Below are 23,041 nucleotides of genomic sequence, written 5' to 3' on the forward strand. Positions count from 1 at the left end.
GGCGCGGAGCGAACCCGAACTCACCACCCGGTCGGGCTCTGGCCACTGCGCGTGGTGATTTTCGGGGCGCTGCGCGCCGAAAATCGCCACGCGGTCAGGTTCTGGCCCGCGTGAGCAGTGCCTGGATCCGGGACACCAGCTCGCGCGGGCTGAACGGCTTGGTCACATAATCGTCGGCGCCGGCGCTGAACCCGCCCTCGACGTCCTGCTCCTGCACCCGCGCGGTGAGCATGATGATCAGCATGCCGGCGGTGCTCGGATCGGCGCGCAGCATCCGGCACACGTCGATGCCCGAGAGCCCCGGCATCGACACGTCCAGGACGGCGAGGGTGGGGAGGCGGGTGCGTGCCGTCTCGACTGCGGTCTGACCGTCGCCGACCGCCAGCACCTCGAGGCCGGCCTGCTCCAGCTTGAACGCCACCAGGTCTCTGATGTCGGCGTCGTCGTCGGCCACAAGGACGGTCGTCACGCGGCTCCCCCCGATCCGTTGCTATCTGTGTTCGGACCATATCCCGACATACACGGTATGTGGGTGACTCTCGGGAAAGTGGGTCCGCAACCCGCCCGCACCCGGGTCACTCCCGGGCCGCTAGCGGCGGGCGGTTGGCTGAGCAGCAGACAGGGCGGGAGGATCCTGATGAACCCGATGACCGAGAACGTACGCAGTGAAGCGCTGTTCGCCTCCGACGTACAACGATCAGAACTACCGACCCCCGAGTTGATCAGGGCCGCCGTGGTCGCGGCCGTCGACCGGCTCGGGGCGGACGGGTGCGCCGAACGGATGGCCCAGGAGTTCGGTGAACACCCCGACTGCGCGCTCGGGCGGATGAAATGGGCCCGGCACGCCGTACGGCTGGCGTTCGCAGGGTAAGGTTCCGGCCATGCGCGCACAGCTCACCATGTGGTGGCCCGCCTGACCGGCGGCCCCATCCCCCCGCGCGCACCAACCGCGGCCGCCTCCTCCGAGGCGGCCGTTCTGCGTTCTCGGTGGGCGGCCCCTCCTGGAAAGAGGAGCCATGCCATTCGCCCTGCTGCACCGGGACGGCGCCGACCACGTCGAGGTGCTCACCGGAGACGTCGTCGCGGTCGCCACCCTCGACGACATCCCCCTCGACCCGGGCACCCCGGTGCTCGCGGTCATCCCGTACCGGCAGATCGCCGAACGTGGTTTCGACTGCGTCGACGACGGCGCCCCGCTGGAATGTCTGCTGGTCAGATCGGCCTCCCGGGAGCCGTTGAGCGCCTTCCCGCCCGGCGAGCTGACCCTGCGTGACGGTGGTTTCGACATGTCCGACGACGAGTACGGCCGGGTCGTCGAGGACGTGCTGCGCGACGAGATCGGGCACGGGGCCGGCGCCAACTTCGTGATCCACCGCGTCTACCAGGCAGTCGTCGAGGGTGATCCGCTGGCCGCCGCCCGGGCCGCGTTCGGCCGGCTGCTCGCCGGTGAGCAGGGCACCTACTGGACGTTCCTGGTCGACACCGGCAACCGGATCCTGGTCGGCGCCACCCCGGAACGGCACGTCAGCGTGCAGGACGGGATCACCATGATGAACCCGATCAGCGGCACGTTCCGCAACGGCTCCGGGTCGCTGGTGGACTTCCTGCGGGACCCCAAGGAGATCGAAGAGCTGTACATGGTGCTCGACGAGGAACTCAAGATGATGGCCACGGTCGCCGAACACGGCGGTCAGGTGGCCGGGCCGTACCTCAAGGAGATGGCGCACCTCACCCACACCGAGTATCTGCTGGCCGGGCAGGGTTCCCGGGACGTCCGGGAGGTGCTGCGGGAGACCATGTTCGCGCCCACCGTCACCGGCAGCCCGATCGAGAACGCCTGCCGGGTGATCACCCGCCACGAACGCCGGGGCCGCCGTTACTACGCCGGTGTCCTCGCCCTGCTCGACCACGACGCCGACAGCCGGCAGACCCTGGACGCGCCGATCCTGATCCGGACCGCCGAGATCACCCCGGACCGGCGGTTGCGTGTCCCGGTCGGCGCCACCCTGGTCCGGCACTCCACCGCGGCGGGCGAGGTCGCCGAGACCCACACGAAGGCGGCCGGCGTGCTGTCCGCGCTGGGCGCGGTTCCGTCAACCCGATTGCCGGTACGGGGTACCGCGCTCACCCCCGAGGTCCAGTCCCTGCTCGCCGCCCGTAACGACGACCTGGCCCGGTTCTGGCTCGACTCGCGGGCCCCGGGCGCGCTGACGGTGCCCGCCCTGGACGGCCGGCGCGCGGTGATCATCGACGCCGAGGACACCTTCACCGCGATGCTGGCGCACCAGCTCAAGGCGCTCGGCCTGGTGGTGACCACCCTGCCGTGGACCGCGGTGCCGACCCTGCCCGAGGCCGACCTGCTCGTATTCGGGCCCGGCCCCGGTGACCCGTCGGATCCCGGCGACCCCAAGATGGCCCGGCTGCGCACCCTGGTCGGGGCGGCGCTGGACGCCGGGCGGCCGCTCTTCGCGGTCTGCCTGGGACAGCAGATCCTGGCCACCCGGCTGGGCCTGACCCTGATCCGCCGGGATTCGCCGTACCAGGGTCTGGCCCGGGACGTCGAACTGTTCGGGACCGTACGCCGAGTGGGTTTCTATTCCAGTTTCTCGGCGGTGGCCGGCTTACCGGGCCCGTTCGAGGCGGCCGTCGATCCGGTCGACGGGACCGTGCACGCGCTGCGCGGGACGGGGTTCGCCGGGGTCCAGTTCCATCCCGAGTCGGTGCTCAGCCGGGACGGCGTCGACGTCCTTCGCGAACTTCTTCCACCTTTGCTGTCCGGCGTGGTTAGCCCGGCGATTAGCGGGTAGCGAGACAGTGTCGGTGGTCCAAGGGGATCGAGAGCCTCACCTTGGACCACCGACCCTTTTGCTTCGGAACCGGTAGTTTCAGGGCATGAAGGTCACGTTCTACTTTGATCCGGCCTGTCCGTTCACCTGGCGTACGTCGCGGTGGTTGCTGGCCGTCGCCCCGGAGCGGGGCCTGGAGATTCACTGGCGGGCGTTCAGCCTGGCGCTGCTCGGCGGCGAGACGCCGGAGAAGTTCCGGAGTGCGCTGGCCGCCTCGATCCGGGCGCTGCGCCTGGTGGAGTCGCTGCGGTCGGAGGGGCGGCACGATGTCGTCGCCGCCTTCTACACCGGGATCGGCGAGCGCACCCACGACGTCAGCGACCTGCTCAGCGACGAGGTGGTGGCGGCCGCCGCGGAGGCCGCCGGGGTGACCCACCCGGAGACCGTGCTCGGCGACGCCGCCTGGGACGACACCGTGAAGGAGTCGCACGAGACGGCGATGGCGCTGGCCGGGCCGGGGATCGGGTCGCCGGTGCTGCACCTGGAGGGTTCGGCGCGCGGGCTGCACGGGCCGGTCATCGGCGAGGTCCCGTCGCCCGCCGACGGGCTGGTCATCTGGGACTCCACGGCGGCTCTGAGCAGCATCGACTACTTCTTCGAGGTGAAACGCGGGCGGGGATGACCCGCGGGGGTTACCGTCGGCGGATGTTCGGGTATCGGGCTCGCGTCGCTGACCAAGTCGCTGCCATCCGGAGGCGCACCGTGTCCGAGCCTCATGTCACTCTCGACCCCAGCACGCTCACCCCGGTGGAGCGGAAACTGCGCGGCCCCCTGGAGGAGCAGCTCAGTTCCGCTCTGCAGGCGGCGACCGTGAAGGTCGAGGAGCACTACGCCGGGGAGAACGTCGAGCAGGTCACCTCGATGCTGCTGGAGCAGGCGAAGGCGGGCCTGCACCCGGACATCGCCGCCGGTTTCCACCCCGACCACGAGCAGTTGCGCCACGTGGCCGAGGTGATCGTCAGCCGGGCCGCCTAGCCTTTCCCGTCGCGCTCTCCGCGCGGCGGGCCTAAGTCGTCACGTCCTTGGCGGCCGGGGCTTTCACGCTGACCGGAGTGCCGAAGTCCGAGTAGGTGGTGACCATCTCGAAGGGTTCCGCCGAGCCGATCGCCGGCATCTCGAACCGGTACTCCGCCAGCCGGCCCAGCACGTCGAAGCTGGCCTCGAACGGCACCATCGTGCTGGACATCTTGCCCACCGCGTCCTTGCCGACACCCATCGCCTCGACCGACTTCGCCGCGTCGACGGTGCCCTCGACGGTGTCCCCGTCCACCCATCGCACCTCGGTGGCGGCCGCCAGCGCCTCGGCCGCCTCGGTGGAGCCGGCCGCCGCCGGGTTATCGATCTTGCGCCACTTCTTGCCGTCCAGGCCCGGCATGCCGGCCGATTTCGCCAGTTTGACCTTCACATAGGTCACCCCGGCGACGATCCGGACGGTGGTGGTCATCTGGTTGCCGGGCATCGGGGTCTTCAGCACCATCTCGCCGTTCTTACCCGCCGGGTCGGACACGCCCGTCATGGTGCCGGCCTGCCCGAGATCCACCGTCGTCCGGAAGGTCTCCCTCTGCAGGGCCGCCGAGGCCGCCGTCAACGTCTCGGCCGCGCCCTGCGGTGCCGCGCTCTCCGTGCCGGCCGGCTCAACACCCCGCCCGGCACAGCCGCCGGCCGCCAGCAGGGCCGCGATCAGGAAGTACTTGATCATGTCTTCTCCCCGTCATGGCCGGCCCGGGGATGTGCGCAGATTGAACACCAGATCGATGACCAGAGCGGTCCACCCGGTCTGATGCCAGGCCCCCAGCCCGGCCCCGTCGTCGCCGTTGAAGTACTCCGGGAAGACGATGAGGTCCTTCCAGTCGGGATGCGTCTGGAACAGCTCGGTGGCCCCGTAGATCGGCCGGCGCCCCGACTCGTCCGGCACGAACAGGCCGATCAGGCGACGGGACAGGTCGTCGGCGATCTCACCGAGCCCCGCCTTGCACTGCGAGCCGGTCGGATACTCCGCCTTCAAGTCCTCACCGTAGAACTCGGCGAACTCCCGCAGGGCCTGAACGAGCAGGTAGTTGACGGGCATCCAGACCGGGCCGCGCCAGTTCGAGTTGCCGCCGAACAGTCCGCTGGTGCTCTCGGCCGGCTCGTACCCGACGGTGAAGTCGGAACCGCCCAGTGACACGGTGAACGGCTTCTCCAGGTGGGATCGGGACAGCGTGCGTAGCCCGTACGGCGAAAGGAACTCCTCCGGGTCCAGCAACCTGGCCAGGATCCGCAGCAGTTGATCCTGACCGACCATGGACAGCAGGCGCTGCTGGCGGCGGTCCGCGCCGCCCAGCCGCCGGGCGCTGATCACGTCACCGAATTCGCCCTGGTGGTGCAGCATCCACCGGACCCGCGCGCTGATCTCCGGCAGCCGGTTCAAGGTCTCCGAGGTGAGCCGGGTGGTAGCGGCCAGCGGCAGCAGCCCGACGATCGACCGGGCCTTCAACGGCACCCGGTGGCCGTCCGGCAGGCGCAGCACGTCGTAGAAGAAGCTGTCCTCCTCGTCCCACAGGCCCTGCCGGTAGGCGGCCTCCGCGATGTAGGTGAAATGTTCGAAGAACTTGGTGGCCATGTCCTCGTAGGCCCGGTCGTGCAGGGCCAGCAGAATCGCCATGTCGAGCAGGTTGAGGGCGTACATCGCCATCCACCCGGTGCCGTCGGACTGCTCCAGCACCCCGGCCACCGGCAGCGCGGCCGACCTGTCGAACGGTCCGACATTGTCCAGCCCGAGGAAGCCGCCCTCGAAGACGTTGTTGCCGCCGACGTCCTTACGGTTCACCCACCAGGTGAAGTTGAGCAGCAGCTTGTGCATCACCCGGGACAGGAAGCCGAAGTCCCGCCCGCCGTCGATATGGAAGACCTGAAGAGCGGCCCACGCGTGTACGGGCGGGTTCACGTCCGAGAACGACCACTCGTACGCCGGGATCTGCCCGTTGGGGTGCATATACCACTCCCGCAGCAGCAACAGCAGCTGCGACTTGGCGAACCCCGGGTCGACCCGGGCGATGCTCACACAGTGGAAGGCCAGGTCCCAGGCGGCGTACCACGGGTACTCCCACGGATCCGGCATGCTGATCACGTCGAAGCTGTTCATGTGCGACCAGCCGTTGTTACGCCCGTACCGGCGGCCCGGTGGCGGTGGCGGTGTGCCCGGATCGCCGTTCAGCCACTGCTTCACATCGAAGTGGTAGAACTGTTTGCCCCACATCAGCCCGGCCACCGCCTGCCGGGCCACCTCCCGCTCCGCCCCGGTCGCGGCCTCCGGAAGCACCTCGCCGAAGAACGCGTCGGCCTCCGCCAGCCGGTCCCGCATCACCGCGGCCCAGCCGTCCCCCAGGTCCGCGGACGGCTGCGGGTGATCACTCCGGGTCAACCGCAACCGGATGGTACGGGTCTCGCCCGCCCCCATCCACAGCCGGTAGTGCAGTGCTCCCTTGGTCCCGGTACCAGCCGGGTTGACGGTCGGTGAGCGGTGGATCAGGTGGTCGTTGATGCCGTCCTTCGGGTACTGGCTGCGACCCGGCAGACCCCACAGGCGCTGCGAGTTCGTCTCGTTGTCGCACATCAGCGCCACCGGGGAGCCCGCCCCGTCGAGGGTGATGTGGCCGAGCGAACGGTGCCGCCCCGCCAGCCGTCCCGGGGTGCCGGTCATCGCCGGTTTCTGCCGGTTCGGCAGCCCCCACGCCCAGGTGTTGCGGAACCACAGCGTCGGCAGCACGTGCAGCACCGCCGGATCCGGCCCACGGTTGCTGACGGTGATCGCGATACAGACGTCGGTCGGGCTCGCCTTCGCGTAGTCGACGGTCACCGCCCAGAACCGGTCGTGATCGAAGATCCCGGTGTCGACCAGTTCGTACTCGCCCTCGGTGCGGGACCGCTGCCCGTTCACCCGGACCAGCTGCTCGTACGGGAACTCGTCCTGCGGATAGTGGTAGCGCCACCGCATCCACGAGTGGGTGGGTGTCGAATCCTGGTACCACCAGTAGTCCTTGGCGTCCTCGCCGTGGTTGCCGCCGTCGCCGCCGAGGCCGAACATCCGCTCTTTGAGGATCGGATCGCGCCCGTTCCACAGGGCCAGCGCGAAGGCGAACGTCTGCCGGTCGTCGCAGAGGCCGGCCATGCCGTCCTCGTTCCAGCGGTACGCCCGGGAACGCGCATGATCGTGCGGAAAGTAGTCCCAGGCGGTGCCGTGCTCGCTGTAGTCCTCCCGGACGGTCCCCCAGGCCCGCTCGGCGAGATAGGGCCCCCAGGCCCGCCACGGCGACTCCCCGGAATCCGCTTGCTCCAGCCGCACCCGCTCCGACAAGTCCGCCTCCACCGCACTTCCACTCACCGACACCAGTCGATCACCCTGAGACTGTCACGCCGATGTGTCAACCAGGTAAGCCCCGACCGGATCCGAAACCGGGCCGCCTCCGTTCCGCACCCGTTCTGCACCCTGCCCCGGAGAAGCTTCGGTATGCCTTCTGCCCGGCCGGGAATCGTCTGGCTCATCACAGTGACGGCCTGTGTCGTGCTGCGGGTGCTCCTCAGCGACGCCGACTCCTACCTGATCGCGGTGGCGCCGTACATGGTCGTCAGCATCGCCACACCGACCATGATCTGGTACGGCATCCGGCGGTACCGGCCCGCCCACCGGGCCGGCTGGCACCTGCTCGCCGCCGGCCAGGTGTTCTACGCCGCCGCCGACAGCCTCACCGTCGCCGACGACTGGCTGTCCGGCGAGTTCCTCGAACCCACCCCCGCCGACCTGCTCTACTTCACCTACTACCTGCTCGTCGTCGGCGCCATCCTGCTGTTCATCCGGCGGCGCACCCCCGGCTGGGACCTGCCCAGTGCCATCGATGCCCTCGTCGTCGCGATCAGTGCCGGGCTGCTCAGCTGGATCTACGTGATCGAACCGCTCACCGCGGACTCGGAACTGCCGCTCAACGCGAAACTCACCCAGTCCGCATATCCGGTCCTCGATCTGATGCTGTTGATTCTCGCCGTCCGCCTGGTGATGGGCGCCGGCACCCGCGGGCCGGTGCTGTACCTGGTGCTGAGCAGCCTCACCCTGATGCTCGGGGTCGACACCGCCTACGCGGCGACCGCCATCGCCGAGGGCGGAGCCGTGGTCGAGGCGTCCCTCGACACCCTCTGGATGCTGTCGCTCGGTCTGATCGGCGGCGCCGCCCTGCATCCCGGCATCCGCCGTTTCGACCAGCGCACCGACTCCGCTGTCCCGGACGCGTCCCCGATCCGTCTGGCCGTCCTCGCGGTGGCCGTCCTGATCGCCCCCGTCGTGCAGTTCATCCAGTGGCTGCGCGGCGAACCGGTCAGCGTACCGCTGATCAGCGGCGCCTGTGCGGTGATGTTCCTGCTCGTCCTCGCCCGGATGGCGGGCCTGGTGGCGGCCCAGCGCCGGGCCGCGATCACCGACGGTTTGACCGGCCTGCGCACCCGCCGCCACCTCACCGAGGTGCTCGCCCTCGAATGCCGGCGGGCCACCCGCATCGGCCACGGACTCGGCCTGCTGATGATCGACGTGGACCATTTCAAACGGATCAACGACAGCCACGGCCACCCGGCCGGCGACGCCGTCCTGTGCGAGGTCTCCCGCCGGCTGCTCACCGCCGCCCGGGCCGGCACCGTCATCGCCCGGTACGGGGGCGAGGAGTTCGCCGTTCTGGCCCCGCACACCACAGCCGGTGACCTGCTGGTTCTCGCCGAACGCCTGCGTTCCGCCACCGCCGGTCTTCCGGTCGACGCCGGCGGCACACTGCTGTCGGTGACGGTCTCGGTGGGCGCCGCCGCCCTCATCGCACCCACTCCCGAAACACTGCTCGACGCCGCCGACCGCGCGCTGTACGAGGCGAAGGCCACCGGCCGCGACCGGGTCGTCCTGGCCGCGACCGGAGCCGGTATTGCCGCCGAGCGCTAGGTTCGGGGCGTGCCCGCTTCCCCCTACGTGACCGAGCTCCGCGGCAAGGTCGGCTCCGGTCTCATCATGTTCCCGACGGTGTCCGCGGTGATCTTCAACGACCGCGACGAGATCCTGCTGCATCAGCGCAGCGACACCGGCCGGTGGACCTTGGTGGCCGGCATGATGGACCCCGGCGAGCAGCCGGCCGACACGGTGATCCGTGAGGTGGAGGAGGAGACCGGCGTGCGGGTGGAGATCCAGCGCCTGGCCGGGATCGCCCTGCACGAGGTCACCTACCCGAACGGCGACCTCTGCCACATGGTCAACTCCTGGTACCGCTGCCGCCCGCTCACCGGAACCGCCCGCGTCAACGACACCGAGTCCCTGGCCGTCGGCTGGTTCCCGCTGGACGGCCTGCCGGACCTCAGCCCTTATGCCCGGCACCGCATCCGCACCGCCCTGCCGCTGGACGCCCCGGCCTGGTTCGCCGCGCCGGGCGAGCCGATGATCCCCGGCATCTGACGGGTCTCATCCGGTCATCCACCCCGGACGGATCAGCCCGGCCTCGTAGGCGTAGACGACGAGCTGAGCCCGATCCCGCGCACCCAGCTTGATCATCGTCCGGCTGACGTGTGTCTTCGCGGTGGCCGGACTGATCACCAGCCGCCCCGCGATCTCGTCGTTGGACAGCCCTTCAGCTACCAGTACCAGCACCTCCCGTTCCCGATCGGTGAGCTGTTCCAGTTCGCGGGGCGGCTCCGGTTGCCGCCCTTGAGCCGCCGCCGACGTCACGAAGGAGCCGATCACCCGCCGGGTGACACTCGGCGAGAGCAGCCCGTCTCCCGCCGCGACCGCCCGGATCCCCCGCAGGAGTTCCACCGGCTCGGTGTCCTTGACGAGAAACCCCGATGCCCCGGTCCGCAACGCCTCGAACACATACTCGTCCAGCTCGAACGTAGTAAGAATGACCACCCGGGTAGCCGCCAGCTCAGCCTCGGCCGCGATCCGCCGGGTGGCTTCGAGACCGTCCACTCCGGGCATCCGGATATCCATCAGAACGACATCGGGCCGAGCCGCCCGCACCACTTCCACGGCTCGCAGCCCGTCAGCCGCTTCCCCCACCACGTCGATATCCGGCTCGGCGTCGAGCAGAGCCCGGAACCCGGCCCGCACCAGCGCCTGATCATCGACCAGAACCACCGAGATCATCGGTCACCCTCTCCCACCGGCCCGCTCACGCCCGCTCCACCATCGCGGGCCCGACCGCCCACGCACGACGCCGCCAACTCCGCCGCCCGCACTCGAACCGCCGACATCACCGCTCCCCCGTCCCGCACAGGAATCCCCCAGCCCACCGAATCCGCTCCGGCTGTCCGAACTCCCCTCACCGGCGGATCCCCCGCCCTCGACCAACCCACCACCGGATCTCCCATCCCCGGCCCACCCACCACCGGATCCCCCATCTCCGGCCCACCCACCACCGGATCCCCCATCCCCGGCCCACCCACCGCCAGATCCCCCATCTCCGGCCCACCCATCACCGGATCCCTCACCGTCGCGACCTGGACCACTCGCATCGGCGGCATGCTCAGGGGCAGGGAAGGTGCCCGACTGATCGAAGGTGGATGGAGACGGCGCGGGCAGCGTGGCAGTGACCAGAAAGCCGCAACCATCCGGCCGTGGCCCCGCAGAGAACCGGCCGCCGAGACTCTCGGCCCGCGCACGCATTCCGGTGATCCCGTTGCCCTCGTCGTCCCCGGCGCCCGTCCCCGAGGCGGCACCGGGTGCCGAGACGGAGACAGATCCGGACGCGGAACCATGTCCCAGCGTAAAACCCGATGCGAGCGCGGAACCCGATGCGAGCGCGGAACCAGATCCCGGCGTGGAACCAGATGTTGGCGCGGCACCGAGTTCAGACGGGCGCTCGAGCACCGATGACGGACCGGACACCGTGTCGGTGATCGTCAAGGTCAGGGCGTCTCTCTCGTAGGCGATCTCCAGCAGCACCGACGGCGACGGGCCGGCGTGCCGGCGGACGTTGGTCAGGGCCTCCTGCACGATGCGGTAGGCGGCCCGGTCCACCTCGGCCGGCAGTGCACGTGGCCAGCCGGTGGTGCGGGTGGTCACCGGGAAACCGGCATCGGTGGTCAGGTCGGTCAGACGGGTCAGCCCCAGCGTGGGCTGCCGTGGCGCGGCCTCGCCCTCCCGGCGGAGCACGCCCAGCACGGAACGCACCTCGCGCAACGCCTCCGCACTCGCCGCCTTGATCGCGGTCAGGGCCTCACGCGCCTGCTCCGGCCGGCTGTCCATCAAGTGCAGCCCCACCCCCGCCTGCACGTTGATCAATGACAGGTGATGGCCGAGGACGTCATGCAACTCCTGTGCCATCAGCAACCGTTCCTCCGACTCCTGCCTCCGTTTCTGTTCGGTCCTGGCACGCTGCTCCTCCTCGCGGGCGCGGGCCAGGACGGACAGCCGCTCGCGGTGGGACTCGGAGAAGATGCCGGCCAGCACCGTGCCGGCCGTGCCCACCGCGGCCAGCAGCAGCTCACGGGGGCCGACGCCGACTCCGCCGGGCAGCCCGAGCGGCCCGGCGAGGGCCCCGGTGATCACCAGGTAGGCGGCCCAGGCCACCGCGGCGGCGATCCACGCGGCGGTTCGCCGGCCCTGCCGGGCCAGGGTGAACAGGGCCATGGCGGGGGCCACCGCGTATGTCCAGTGCGGCTCGGCCCTGGTCGCGACGATCAGCGAGGCGACCGCGCCGACGGCGAACGCCGCCATCGGCGCCTTCCGCCGCCAGAACAGCGCGACCGGGCCGATCAGCAGCAGCGCGTAGACCGCCGGGCTGAACGCGAGGTGGAACCCTCCGCGATCGGCGAGATCGTCGGTGCCGGCCAGGTGGAAGATCGACGCCACGATGACGGCGCCGGGCGGCCAGTCGGCGTGTCGCCTACGCCGCCGGCTCTGCCGGCCCGGGCCCGGGAACGCCCAGTCGACGCCCTGTGCCCACGGGGTGTGACCGCCTGTGTGCCTCATGGCCACGAAACTACGTGAGCTCGTACGCCACCGGCATCGGAGCGGAGAAGGGTTTTCCGGTACGCCCCTGGGCCGATCCGCCATGGACCGTCTACTCCCCCGGGCGTACGCCGAAGATCGGATCCGGCGGAAATCTACGCCGAACGAATGCTCCGCCGGGCCGACGCGCGAAGCCCGCTCGAGCGGGACTCTGGTGTGCGGACAGCGACCCCCGAACTGAGGAGCATCAGATGTCAACTGTGACGACCCGGCTGCGCACGTCCGACGCCGAGCGGGAGACCGTCGCCGAGATCCTGCGCGCCGCCATCGGCGAGGGCCGCCTCGACCTGACCGAGGGTGAGGAGCGGCTGGCCGCGGCCTATGCCGCCAAGTTCGGTGACGAGCTCACCGCTCTCACCGCCGACCTGCCCGGCGCCGGACGGCGGGCACTCGTCAAGGCGCCCTCGACGCGCCGGTCGCTGCGCCGGCACGCGAGTTTCATCCTGATCGCCGCCGGTGTCATGACGGCGTTGTGGATGCTGTCCGGGGCCGCGTTCTACTGGCCGGCGATTCCACTGACGTTCCTGGTCGTCGGCCTTTTCAAGCACGCGAGGTACGGCCGGTGGCGCCCGGAGTACTCGTTCGGCCACGGACATCACCGATGATCGACGACTGTCGGGTGGCCGACCCCACGTGCGACACGCTCCCCCAGACGTTGATCTTCATCCCCGGCTCTGCGAGAGTTGCGCAGTTTTGTTCGGGGAGGGACAACGCAGATGATGGGTCCGTCGCACGCGCTCTCGGGTTCGGCCGCCTGGCTGGCCGGCAGTTGGGCGCTCGACCAGTTCGCCAACGTGAGTCAGTCGCCGCTGGAGGTGGCCGTCGGCACGGCGATCTGCGCCGGTGGCGCGCTTCTGCCCGACCTCGACCTGTCCGGCAAGGTGACGAAGAATCAGGGCGGGGCGACCGTCGCCCGGACGTTCGGGGTGGCCTCGCTGTTCGTGGCCGAGGTGGTGGAGAAGTTCTCCCTGGGCGTCTACACGGCGACCAAGCTCAGCCGGGATCCGCGGCGCAACAACGGCCACCGCACGTTCACTCACACCATCCCGTTCTGTCTGCTGATCGGCTGGGGCACCACCACACTGGCCTCGAAGTACGGCGAGTGGGCCGTCGTCGGCATCGTCTTCTTCATGGCCGGTCTGGCACTGCGCGGGCTCTTCGACAAGTGGGCGGAGCGGGCCGGCTGGGTGATCGTGACCCTGGCGTCGGCGTTGATCGCCTGGTTCACCGCCGCGAACCTGGACGGCAACCGTGGCTATCCGCTGCTGGGGATGGCTGTCGGCGTCGGCTGTTTCGTCCACATCCTGGGCGACATGATCACCAAGAACGGTGTGCCCATCCTCTGGCCGATCCCGATCAAACGTCGTATGTGGATGATGATCGGCATCCCGAACAAGATGGCCGTGAAGGTCGGCGGCAAGGTCGAGGTCGTCATCCTGCGCACCGTCTTCACGGCCATCTCACTGCTCTCGATCGCCGGCCTGTTCATCCCGAGCCTCCTGGAGAAACTCAACCTGGACGTCTGGGCCAGCAAGTAGGGCGAGCGGCGTCAGGGCTTGAGGACGACTTTGATACAGCCGTCGTCCTTCTGCTTGAACATGTCGTAGGCCCGCGGCGCGTCCTCCAACGGCAGCCGGTGGGTGACCAGGTCGTCCACACCCAACGGGTCGTCGTGACCGGTGAGCAGCGGCATGATGTCGTCGACCCAGCGCTTCACGTGGGCCTGGCCCATGCGCAGGGTGACGCCCTTGTCGAAGAGATCCATCATCGGGACCGGGTCGGCGTTGCCGCCGTACACCCCGATGATGGAGACCGTGCCGGCCCGGCGGACCGCGCCGAAGGCGGTGTTCAGCGCGGCCATCCGGTCGACGCCGATGGTCTCGGTGGCTTTCCGGGCCAGCGGGTCGGGAAGCAGCCCGGCGGCCTTCATCGCGGCCGACTGGAGCGGCGAGCCGTGCGCCTCCATGCCGACGGCCTCGATCACCCGGTCGGCGCCACGGCCGTGAGTGAGCTGGCGGACCGCGTCGGGGACGTCCTCGACCGTCCGCATGTCGAGGGTCTCGATGCCGTTGCGTTCGGCCATGGCCAGCCGTTCCGGCACGCTGTCCACCGCGATCACCCGGCCCGCGCCCAGGTGCCGGGCGATCCGGGCGGACATCTGCCCGATCGGCCCGAGGCCGGTGACCAGGACGGTGTCGCCCGGTTCGACATCGGCGTACCGCACCGCCTGCCACGAGGTGGTCAGCACGTCGGAGAGGAACAGATAGCGCTCGTCGGGATGCCCCTCCGGCACCCGGATCGGCCCGAAGTGGGCTTGCGGCACCCGCAGGAATTCAGCCTGCCCACCCGGCACCTGGCCGTAAAGCTTGGTGTATCCGAAGAGGGACGCGCCGGTGCCCTGCGACCGGGTCTGTGTGGTCTCGCACTGGGCGTAGAAGCCGCGGGTGCACATCCAGCACTGCCCGCACGAGATGTTGAACGGGATCACCACCCGGTCTCCCGGGCGGATGTGGGTCACCCCGGCGCCGACCTCCTCTACGATCCCCATCGGCTCGTGCCCGAGCACGTCGCCCGGATCCAGATACATCCCGAGTACGTCGTAGAGGTGCAGGTCGGAGCCGCAGATGGCGGTGGAGGTGATCCGCACGATGGCGTCTGTCGGTTCTTCGATCCTCGGGTCGGGGACGGTCTCCACGGCGACTTTGCCGGTGCCTTGCCAGGTCAGTGCTCGCATACTTCGCGGATGCCCGGAGGGTTCCGGCCGAAACGGCCCGCACGGGCCGCGATGCCCCAGCCGGCGCGTGCACGAACCCCGATGACACGACCGGCGCACCCGAACCACGATGACACGACCGGCGTGCACGAACCACGATGACACGACCGGAATGCGCACCAGCCGAGATGTCACGGCCGGCGCGCGCACGAGCGCGGTGAAACGGGCCGCGCCGGTGCGGGCCACGAGGGCGCCGCACGGACAGTCTCGGCATGGGCCCGGCGGGCGGCGGCTGTGGGGGCCGCCGCACGCGCCGAGGGTTCCGGTCCCGGGGCCGGGGCCGGGGCCGGGGCCGGGGCCGGGGCCGGGGCCGGGGCCGAGGCCGGTCCCGGAGCCGAGGCCGGTCCCGGAGCCGAGGCCGGTCCCGGAGCCGAGGCCGGTCCCGGAGCCGAGGCCGGTCCCGGAGCCGAGGCCGGTTCGGGTGGTGGGCGAGCGTGGGGCTGTGCGACCGCGGGTGCTCGCCGGGCCGGCCGGTGGGCGGTCAGTCGATCGAGTAGGCCAGGTTGGGGCGCAGCCAGCGTTCGGCCTCGTCGACCGGGATGCCGCGGCGGGTGGCGTAGTCCTCGATCTGGTCCTTGCCGAGGCGGCCGACGGTGAAGTATTTCGCGTCGGGGTGGGCGAAGATCAGGCCACTGACGGCGGCGGCCGGGGTCATCGCGAACGACTCGGTCAGGCCTACGCCGATCGCCGACGTGCCGAGCAGCTCGAACAGGTCGCGCTTCTCGCTGTGGTCGGGACAGGCGGGGTAGCCGAGGGCCGGGCGGATGCCGCGGAACCGTTCGGCGTGCAGATCCGCCAGGACCGGCTGCGCGTCCGGTTCGAACCAGTCGCGGCGGGCCTTCAGGTGCAGATATTCGGCGAACGCCTCGGCCAAGCGGTCGGCCAGCGCCTTGACCATGATGGCCCGGTAGTCGTCGTGTTCGACCTCATAGCGAGCGGCCAGCTTGTCGGCGCCGTGGATGGCCACCGCGAAACCGCCCAGGTGGTCACCCGAGCCGGCCGGGCCGACATAGTCGGCGAGGCACCGGTTGGCACGCCCGGCCGGCTTCTCGGTCTGCTGGCGCAGCATCGGGAAGGACGCCCCGTTCGCCAGCAGGATGTCGTCGCCGTCGGCGTGTGCCGGCCAGAAGCCGTAGACGCCACGAGCCTGGAACGAGCCCTGCGCGATGATCTGGTCGAGCATGGTGTTGGCGTCGTCGAACAGTTCACGGGCGACCGGCTGGTCCAGGATGGCCGGGTACTTGCCCTTGAGTTCCCAGGCCAGGAAGAGGAACTGCCAGTCGATCATGGCGCGCAGTTCGGCGATGGTGGGCGCGACCTCGCGTACCCCGGTGAATCGGGGGGTGGGCAGGTCCTGGAAGTCGACCTTCTCCCGGTTGGCGCGGGCCTGGGCCAGGGTGAGCAGCGGCTGCGAGTGCCGCTTCTCGTGCTGCTCGCGGAGCCGCTGCTGCTCGTCCCGGTTGGCCTCGTCGAGCTTCACCGCGCGGTCCGGGTCGAGCAGGTCGGAGACCACCCCGACGACCCGGGAGGCGTCCAGCACGTGAACGGTGGATCCGTCGTACGCCGGGGCGATCCGGACCGCGGTGTGCTGCTTGGACGTGGTGGCGCCGCCGATCAGCAACGGGACCTTGAGGCCCCGGCGCTGCATCTCGGCCCCGACCGCGACCATCTCGTCCAGCGACGGGGTGATCAGGCCGGACAGGCCGATGGCGTCGGCGCCCTCGGCGATCGCGGTCTCCAGGATCTTGGCGGTGGGCACCATCACGCCGAGGTCGATGACCTCGTAGTTGTTGCAGCCGAGGACCACGCCGACGATGTTCTTGCCGATGTCGTGGACGTCGCCCTTGACGGTGGCGAGCACCACCTTGCCCTGGCCGCGGGAGCCGGCTTGCTTCTCGTCCTCCATGAAGGGCAGCAGATAAGCGACCGACCGTTTCATCACGCGGGCGCTCTTGACCACCTGCGGCAGGAACATCTTGCCGGAGCCGAACAGGTCGCCGACGATGCCCATGCCGTCCATCAGCGGGCCTTCGATGACGTCGAGCGGCCGGGACAGAGTCTGCCGGGCCTCCTCGGTGTCCGCTTCGATGAAGTCGACGATGCCGTGCACCAGGGCGTGGCTGAGCCGTTTCTCGACCGGCGCGTCACGCCAGGACAGGTCGACCTCACGCTTGGCGCCGGAGCCGGTGACCGTGGACGCGAAGGTGACGAGACGGTCGGTGGCGTCCTCCCGACGGTCGAAGATCACGTCCTCGACGAGTTCCAGCAGGTCAGCGGGGATGTCCTCGTAGACTGCGAGCTGGCCGGCGTTGACGATGCCCATGTCCAGGCCGACCTTGACCGCGTGGAACAGGAACGCCGAGTGCATGGCCTCGCGCACCACGTCGTTGCCCCGGAAGGCGAAGGACAGGTTCGAGATGCCACCGCTGGTACGGGCGCCGGGGCACCGTTGTTTGATCAGCGGCAGGGCTTCGAGGAAGTTCTTGGCGTACCCGTTGTGTTCGGAGATGCCGGTGGCGACCGCGAGCACGTTCGGGTCGAAGATGATGTCGGTCGGGTCGAAACCGTCCTCGACGAGCAGGTCGTAGGCGCGCGCGCAGATCTCGACCTTGCGTTCGGTGGTGTCGGCCTGGCCCTGCTCGTCGAAGGCCATCACCACGGCTCCGGCGCCGAAGGCCCGGATCTGGCGGGCGTGCTCCAGGAAGGCCTCGGGGCCCTCCTTCAGGCTGATCGAGTTGACCACGCCCTTGCCCTGGACACATTTGAGGCCGGCTTCGAGGACCGACCACTTCGAGCTGTCGATCATGATCGGGATGCGGGCCACCTCGGGCTCGGTCGCGATCAGGTTGAGGAAGGTGGTCATCGCCCGCTCGCTGTCGAGCAGGTCGGCGTCCATGTTGACGTCGAGCAGGTTGGCGCCGCCGCGCACCTGCTCCAGGGCCACGTCGACGGCGGCCTGGTGGTCGTCGGCCTCGATCAGCCGGCGGAACTTGGCCGAACCGGTCACGTTGGTGCGCTCGCCGATCATGACGAAGCCGGTGTCCGGGCCGATCGCGAACGGCTCCAGGCCGCTGAACCGGGTGGTCGGCGCGGGCGGGTCGATCACCCGCGGGGCCGCGCCCTGGACCGCTGTCGCGATGGCGGCGATGTGTGCCGGGGTGGTGCCGCAGCAGCCTCCGACGATGTTGACCAGGCCGTCGGCGGCGAACCCGGCGAGCAGTTCACCGGTCTCGGCCGGGGTCTGGTCGTACCCGCCGAACGCGTTGGGCAGCCCGGCGTTGGGGTGCGAGGCCACGAACGTGTCGGAGAACCGGGCCAGGTCGGCGACGTGCGGGCGGGCCTCGGCCGCGCCGAGCGCACAGTTCACCCCGACGACCAGGGGCCGGGCCCGCTCGATGGAGCGCCAGAAGGCCTCCACGGTCTGGCCGGAGAGGGTCCGGCCGGAGAGGTCCACGATCGTCACCGAGATCCACAGCGGGATCTCCGGGGCGACCTCGCGGGCCGCCGCGACGGCCGCCTTGGCGTTCAGCGTGTCGAAGATCGTCTCGATCATGAACAGGTCGACGCCGCCCTCGGCCAGCGCCGACATCTGCTCGGCGTACGTCGCCTTGACCTGGTCGTAGGTGACCGCGCGGTACGACGGGTCCTCGACCTTCGGCGACAGCGACAGGGTCACGTTGAGCGGGCCCACCGACCCGGCCACGAACCGCGGCCTCCCGTCCCGGGCGGTCGCCTCGTCGGCGGCCTGCCGGGCCAGCCGGGCGCCCTGCACGTTCATGTCGCGGACCAGGTGCTCCAGCCCGTAATCGGCCTGGGCGATACCGGTCGCGGTGAACGTGTTGGTGGTGGTGATGTCGGCACCGGCCGCCAGGTACTGCCGGTGGACGTCGAGGATCACGTCCGGCCGGGTCAGGATCAGCAGGTCGGGGTCACCGGTGACGTCTTTCGGATGATCCTCGGGGATCATCTCGCCGCGGTAATCGTCCGGGGCGAGTTTCGCGCCCTGAAGCATCGTGCCCCAGGCGCCGTCCAGCACCAGGACCCGCTCGGCGAGCATCTCACGCAGCTGCATGACGGTCTGAGTCAACGCCAACACCTCCGATATGAGTCGGAGGCGCCCTTGTTTCGGGTTGATCACCGGTCGAGCGTGACGGGTGGGCCCGCTGCAGCGCCTCTCGGCCGGACCGTCAACGATACCCACCTTTTCACTTCGCGTCGGAGTACGCACCAACCACTGAGACATCCAGAGGAAAACGAACCGTGGTGGCGCCGAACAGCAACCGGCCGGCCGTGAGCGCGCACTCGTGGACCGCCGCCACCACCGCCTCGGCCTGCTCAGCGGGGCAGTGCACCACCACCTCGTCGTGCACGAACAGGACGAGTTCGGCGGCGGTGCCCTCCAGCGCGGTCCGCAACGTCGCGAGCAGCACCAGGGCCCATTCGGCGGCTGTGGCCTGGATCACGAAGTTTCGGGTGAATCGCCCGCGTGCCCGGCCCGGCGGCGGAGCCGCCTCGTCCGGCGGGTCCAGCCCGGCGTCCTGCCCGGCCCGGGACGCCGGCGGGCAGGTGCGGCCCAGCCAGGACCGGACCAGGCCGCCCGCCTCACCGGTGCGGGCGGCTGCCTCCACGTACTCGAAAGCGGTCGGGTAATGCCGGCGCAGCACGGCCAGGGCCGGGACGGCGTCGCCGCCGGTCTGCCCGTACATCGCGCCCAGCAGCGCCAGTTTGGCCTTGCCCCGGTCACCGTCGAACGAATCGGTGGCCAGCGCCGCGTACAGGTCACCCGCCGCCGCGGCCCGGGCCAGCCGGGCGTCCCCGGAGACCGCGGCCAGCACCCGGGGCTCCAGCTGTCCCGCGTCGGCCACCACGAACCGCCACCCCGGGTCGGCGATCACCGCCCGGCGCACCACCTTCGGCACCTGCAGCGCGCCGCCGCCGCGGGTCGCCCAGCGGCCGGAGACGACACCGCCCGGCACGTACTCCGGGCGGAACCGGCCGTCGCGCACCCACGCGTCGCACCAGGCCCACCCGTGCGCGGTCCAGATCCGGTACAGCTCCTTGAACTCCAGCAGCGGCGCCACCGCCGGATGGTCGACCCGGCCCAGCACCCACCGCCGGGTGTTCGGCACGTCGATGCCGGCCCGGTGGAAGGCCTTCACCACCTCGGCCGGCGAGTCCGGGTGCAGCCCGCGGGTCCCGAAGGCGGCGTTGATCTCGGCGGTCAGCTCGGCCAGCCGCCGGGGCGGCCCGACCGGCTGCGGCGGCCCGAGCAGCTCCCGCAACAGCTGGTCGTGCACGTCGGCGCGCCACGGCAGCCCGGCCCGGCCCATCTCCACGGCGATCAGCGCCCCCGCCGACTCGGCCGCCACGAGCATCCGGAAACGGCCGGGCGACTCCAGCGCGGCGATCCGGCGAGCCTGTTCCTCGTACACCGCGATCAGGTCCTGAATCCCCACCGCCGCGGCCGGAACCGCGTCGAAGAGCGCGACCTGCGCGAATCCCGGCGGCTCGGCCTCCGGCCGCAGTCGGTCCGGCGGCACCGGAAGCCCGCGCATCCGCGCCAGCGCGGCGGCCACCCCGCGCGGCTCACCCCAGCGGCCGGCGTGCCCGGACAGCAGCGCCTCGGCGAGTTCGAGGTCGTGGCAGCGCGCGACCCGCACCCCGTCCCGCAGCAGCGCCGGGTAGATGTCCGCGGTGCTGCTCCAGACCCAGCGGGGCTGATCGGCGGTCTCCCGCTCGGCGATCGCGGCCGCCAGATCGGCGGCATGCCGGGGCCGGCCGCCCGGGGTCAGCTCCGCCAGGACGCCTCCGCGGCCGCCGGGATCAGGGACGACCGCGATCAGCACAGGGACATCTTCATCCCTGGGTATGACAGTTCGGCGGTCGCCCGGCCGGCAAGCCGGTCCCGGCCCGGCTGAAAAAAGTAACCACCCGCTTTCGATCTCCATCGCCGAATTGATCGGTGATAATGAGATTCCGCTGTACGCGGCGACTCCGTTCATTCGACCTTCGCGGATGGGGCTGAGCATGTGGACGCCTTGATCGCCGAATACGAACGGCTCAAAGAGGAGCAGATTCAGCGCATCGGCACGCGCGACAATCTGATCTATGCCACCCTCGCCTCAATCGCGGCGATCGGGGTCGGCACACATCAGGCCCAGATCGACGACCTCCTGCTCGCGCTCGCGCCCTGCTGTGTCGTCCTGGGCTGGACATACCTGGTGAACGACGAGAAGATCTCGGCGATCGGCCGGTACATCCGCACCGATCTGAGCCCTCGATTATCCGCGGCGACCAATTCCGATCAGCAACTGTTCGGCTGGGAGTCGTCCCACCGATCCGATCGCCGGCGCCGTACCCGCAAGGTCTTTCAACTCGGCGTCGACCTCATCGTGTTCTGCGTTCCGGCATTCACCGGAATCGCGGTACGCATATCCCGGGGCGACGTGTCGGTCCTGGCCGCAGTGGTGATGACAGCCGAGATCACGCTGGTTCTGATTCTCGCTTTCCAGATCGTCACCAATGCCGATCTGAATCAGAGATGACGGAGCGGGCCGGCGGTGACGCCGGCCCGATGCCGCGGTGAGCCCTACTTGACGGCGCCGGCGGTCAGGCCGGCCTGGATCTGCCGCTGGAAGATGGCGTAGACGACGATCATCGGGATGATGCTCAGCGTCAGCGCCGCGAACAGCGTCGACCACTCCGCGTGGTAGCCGGCCTGGGTGGAGATGTTGGCGATGCCCTGGGTGAGCACCCACTTCTGGTCGGCGCCCTGCCCCTGCATGATCACCAGGGGCAGCAGGTACTGGTTCCACTGCCCGACGATGTTGAAGATCGTGATGCTGACCAGGCCGGATTTCGCCATCGGCATCATGATCTGGAAGAACTTGCGGGTGTGCGAGGCGCCGTCGACCGTCGCGGCCTCGTCGATCTCGTGCGGCAGCGTCTTGAAGAACGCGGCCAGGAAGAAGATCGTGAACGGCAGGCTGTACGCGATGTAGACCATGATCAGGCCGTGGTAGGTGTTCAGCAGCCCCATGTTCTTGAGGATGTGGAACAGCGGCCCGAGCGCCATGAACGTGGGGAACGCCAGCCCGGAGACGAACAGGTAGTAGATGATCCGGTTGCCGAAGAACGAGTACCGGGCCAGCACGTACGCCGCCATCGACCCGAACAGCATGGTGCCGGCCGTGCTGACCAGCACCACGAAGACGCTGTTCAGGAAGTAGCGGCCGATGTGTGCCTGGTCCCACGCGGAGATGTAGGTCTCCAGCGAGAACGTGGCCGGCAGCGCGAACGGCTCGCCCAGGAAGATCTCGGTGTTGCTCTTGAAGGAGGCCAGCACCACCCAGATCAGCGGGCCGGCGGTCACCAGCGCCCAGGCGACCAGGGCGAGGTGCGCGAGGCCGTTGAAGGCCTTCACCTCACGATGGACCTTCTCCTGCGGAGGCGCGGCCTTGACCGGGGCGTCCATGGTGGTCACGTTACTCATGGCAGCGCCTCTCAGACAGCTTCACGGCGGGTGACCCGCAGGGTCATCGCGGCGAAGGTCAGGGTCAGGAAGAACAGCACCACGCCGAGCGCGGAGGCGTAACCGACCTGGGAGTATTCGAAGGTGTTGCGGTAGATCATCATGGCCAGCACCGAGGTCGCCCCGTCGGGTCCGCCACGGTCCACGGTCATGATGTTGACCAGGGCGAACGCGTCGAACGCGGCGATGCCCAAGTAGACCCAGCCGGTCTGGATGGTGTTCCAGAGCAGCGGCAGCGTGATCTTGAAGAACAGGGTGAACTTGGTGGCCCCGTCCAGGGCCGCGGCCTCGTAGATGTCGTGCTCGATCGAGCCCATGCCGGCCGAGAACAGCACCACGTAGAAGCCGACCGCCTGCCAGACCAGCACCACCAGGATGGTGGTCAGCGCCCAGCGCTCGTCGGCCAGGAACAGCCACGGCTGCCACGAGTCCGGGAACAGGCCGTTGAGCATGCCGCTCTTGTCCGACGAGAACACCCGGCCGAAGATCACCGCCACGATGGCGAGGGCCATCAGCTGCGGGAAGAAGAAGATCACCCGGTAGAACTTGGATCCGCGTACGCCCTGGGTGGCCCCGCCCTTGCTCCCTCCGCCCACGTTCAGCAGGAAGGCGAAGACCAGGGCGATGGCGATCGTCACGATCGGCAGCAGGAGCAGCAGGAAACCGTTGTGGCGCAGCGACTTCCAGAACAGCTCGTCGTTCCACAGCTTCACGAAGTTGTCGAAGCCGACGTACTTGATCGCCCCGAACCCGGACCAGCTGGTGAAGGCCAGCTGGAAGGTCTGGATGTAGGCCGCCACCACGAAGGTGGCGTAGAGCGCCACGGGCACGGCGAGGAAGCCGATGATGAAGGGATACTTACCGCGTCGCATGGCGCTCTA

Annotated in this window: 19 protein-coding genes; 9 read left to right on the plus strand and 10 right to left on the minus strand. The window is 69.7% G+C overall.

Translation table 11 applies throughout. From position 1 onward, the window contains the following. Positions 1 to 94: 94 nt before the first annotated feature. On the minus strand, positions 95 to 469 hold the full coding sequence (locus tag ACQ0O7_RS41570; RefSeq protein WP_430791349.1) for a response regulator: 375 nt from the start codon (positions 467 to 469) through the stop codon (positions 95 to 97). Positions 470 to 637: 168 nt separating this feature from the next. On the opposite strand from ACQ0O7_RS41570, the gene ACQ0O7_RS41575 reads away from it, so the two are divergent. From ACQ0O7_RS41575 to ACQ0O7_RS41590, 4 genes are all read left to right on the plus strand, one after another. Beyond that, positions 638 to 871, plus strand: coding sequence for a hypothetical protein (locus tag ACQ0O7_RS41575; RefSeq protein ID WP_430791351.1), 234 nt, complete (start codon positions 638 to 640; stop codon positions 869 to 871). A 145-nt stretch (positions 872 to 1,016) separates the two neighbouring features. Beyond that, positions 1,017 to 2,807: an anthranilate synthase family protein gene (locus ACQ0O7_RS41580; protein WP_430791353.1), complete on the plus strand. Its 1,791-nt coding sequence runs from the start codon at positions 1,017 to 1,019 to the stop codon at positions 2,805 to 2,807. An 85-nt stretch (positions 2,808 to 2,892) separates the two neighbouring features. Further along, positions 2,893 to 3,468: a DsbA family protein gene (locus ACQ0O7_RS41585; protein ID WP_430791355.1), complete on the plus strand. Its 576-nt coding sequence runs from the start codon at positions 2,893 to 2,895 to the stop codon at positions 3,466 to 3,468. Positions 3,469 to 3,548: 80 nt separating this feature from the next. Beyond that, entirely contained in the window at positions 3,549 to 3,821 is a 273-nt protein-coding gene (locus tag ACQ0O7_RS41590; RefSeq protein WP_430791357.1) for a hypothetical protein, read from the plus strand. 31 nt (positions 3,822 to 3,852) lie between these two features. On the opposite strand, the gene ACQ0O7_RS41595 is transcribed toward ACQ0O7_RS41590, so the two are convergent. Further along, complete coding sequence (locus tag ACQ0O7_RS41595) at positions 3,853 to 4,545, minus strand: hypothetical protein (protein ID WP_430791359.1); 693 nt, start codon at positions 4,543 to 4,545, stop codon at positions 3,853 to 3,855. 12 nt (positions 4,546 to 4,557) lie between these two features. Beyond that, positions 4,558 to 7,209, minus strand: coding sequence for an MGH1-like glycoside hydrolase domain-containing protein (locus tag ACQ0O7_RS41600; protein ID WP_430791361.1), 2,652 nt, complete (start codon positions 7,207 to 7,209; stop codon positions 4,558 to 4,560). 126 nt (positions 7,210 to 7,335) lie between these two features. On the opposite strand from ACQ0O7_RS41600, the gene ACQ0O7_RS41605 reads away from it, so the two are divergent. Beyond that, complete coding sequence (locus ACQ0O7_RS41605) at positions 7,336 to 8,799, plus strand: GGDEF domain-containing protein (protein WP_430791363.1); 1,464 nt, start codon at positions 7,336 to 7,338, stop codon at positions 8,797 to 8,799. 9 nt (positions 8,800 to 8,808) lie between these two features. Beyond that, positions 8,809 to 9,303 (plus strand): NUDIX hydrolase, encoded by a 495-nt coding sequence (locus tag ACQ0O7_RS41610; protein WP_430791365.1) that lies wholly within the window; start codon positions 8,809 to 8,811, stop codon positions 9,301 to 9,303. Positions 9,304 to 9,309: 6 nt separating this feature from the next. Here ACQ0O7_RS41610 and ACQ0O7_RS41615 read toward each other — a convergent pair whose 3' ends face one another. Both ACQ0O7_RS41615 and ACQ0O7_RS41620 read right to left on the minus strand, forming a co-directional pair. Then, the gene (locus ACQ0O7_RS41615) at positions 9,310 to 9,990 is read right to left on the minus strand and encodes a response regulator (protein WP_430791367.1); all 681 of its coding nucleotides are present in this window, start codon (positions 9,988 to 9,990) and stop codon (positions 9,310 to 9,312) included. Between the two features lie 3 nt (positions 9,991 to 9,993). After that, positions 9,994 to 11,817 (minus strand): sensor histidine kinase, encoded by a 1,824-nt coding sequence (locus ACQ0O7_RS41620; RefSeq protein ID WP_430791369.1) that lies wholly within the window; start codon positions 11,815 to 11,817, stop codon positions 9,994 to 9,996. 230 nt (positions 11,818 to 12,047) lie between these two features. Between ACQ0O7_RS41620 and ACQ0O7_RS41625 the strand changes: the two genes are divergently transcribed. Beyond that, positions 12,048 to 12,461, plus strand: coding sequence for a DUF1707 SHOCT-like domain-containing protein (locus ACQ0O7_RS41625; RefSeq protein WP_430791371.1), 414 nt, complete (start codon positions 12,048 to 12,050; stop codon positions 12,459 to 12,461). Positions 12,462 to 12,572: 111 nt separating this feature from the next. Then, a complete protein-coding gene (locus ACQ0O7_RS41630) occupies positions 12,573 to 13,394 on the plus strand; it encodes a metal-dependent hydrolase (RefSeq protein ID WP_430791373.1) in 822 nt (273 codons plus the stop codon). 11 nt (positions 13,395 to 13,405) lie between these two features. Here ACQ0O7_RS41630 and ACQ0O7_RS41635 read toward each other — a convergent pair whose 3' ends face one another. The 3 genes from ACQ0O7_RS41635 to ACQ0O7_RS41645 all read right to left on the minus strand — a co-directional run bounded on the left by ACQ0O7_RS41635 (position 13,406) and on the right by ACQ0O7_RS41645 (position 20,475). Next, the gene (locus ACQ0O7_RS41635; RefSeq protein ID WP_430791375.1) at positions 13,406 to 14,590 is read right to left on the minus strand and encodes a zinc-dependent alcohol dehydrogenase; all 1,185 of its coding nucleotides are present in this window, start codon (positions 14,588 to 14,590) and stop codon (positions 13,406 to 13,408) included. Between the two features lie 520 nt (positions 14,591 to 15,110). Beyond that, complete coding sequence (metH, locus tag ACQ0O7_RS41640) at positions 15,111 to 18,686, minus strand: methionine synthase (RefSeq protein ID WP_430791397.1); 3,576 nt, start codon at positions 18,684 to 18,686, stop codon at positions 15,111 to 15,113. Between the two features lie 148 nt (positions 18,687 to 18,834). Continuing rightward, complete coding sequence (locus ACQ0O7_RS41645; protein ID WP_430791377.1) at positions 18,835 to 20,475, minus strand: bifunctional 3'-5' exonuclease/DNA polymerase; 1,641 nt, start codon at positions 20,473 to 20,475, stop codon at positions 18,835 to 18,837. A gap of 183 nt (positions 20,476 to 20,658) precedes the next feature. On the opposite strand from ACQ0O7_RS41645, the gene ACQ0O7_RS41650 reads away from it, so the two are divergent. Beyond that, complete coding sequence (locus ACQ0O7_RS41650) at positions 20,659 to 21,174, plus strand: hypothetical protein (protein ID WP_430791379.1); 516 nt, start codon at positions 20,659 to 20,661, stop codon at positions 21,172 to 21,174. A 44-nt stretch (positions 21,175 to 21,218) separates the two neighbouring features. On the opposite strand, the gene ACQ0O7_RS41655 is transcribed toward ACQ0O7_RS41650, so the two are convergent. Next, on the minus strand, positions 21,219 to 22,121 hold the full coding sequence (locus tag ACQ0O7_RS41655) for a carbohydrate ABC transporter permease (protein ID WP_430791381.1): 903 nt from the start codon (positions 22,119 to 22,121) through the stop codon (positions 21,219 to 21,221). Between the two features lie 11 nt (positions 22,122 to 22,132). Then, positions 22,133 to 23,032, minus strand: a complete 900-nt coding sequence (locus tag ACQ0O7_RS41660; RefSeq protein WP_430791383.1) for a carbohydrate ABC transporter permease — start codon at positions 23,030 to 23,032, stop codon at positions 22,133 to 22,135. Positions 23,033 to 23,041: the final 9 nt, after the last annotated feature.

Origin of the sequence: Actinoplanes sp. G11-F43 (assembly GCF_050589265.1) — a bacterium.
Classification (GTDB): domain Bacteria; phylum Actinomycetota; class Actinomycetes; order Mycobacteriales; family Micromonosporaceae; genus Actinoplanes.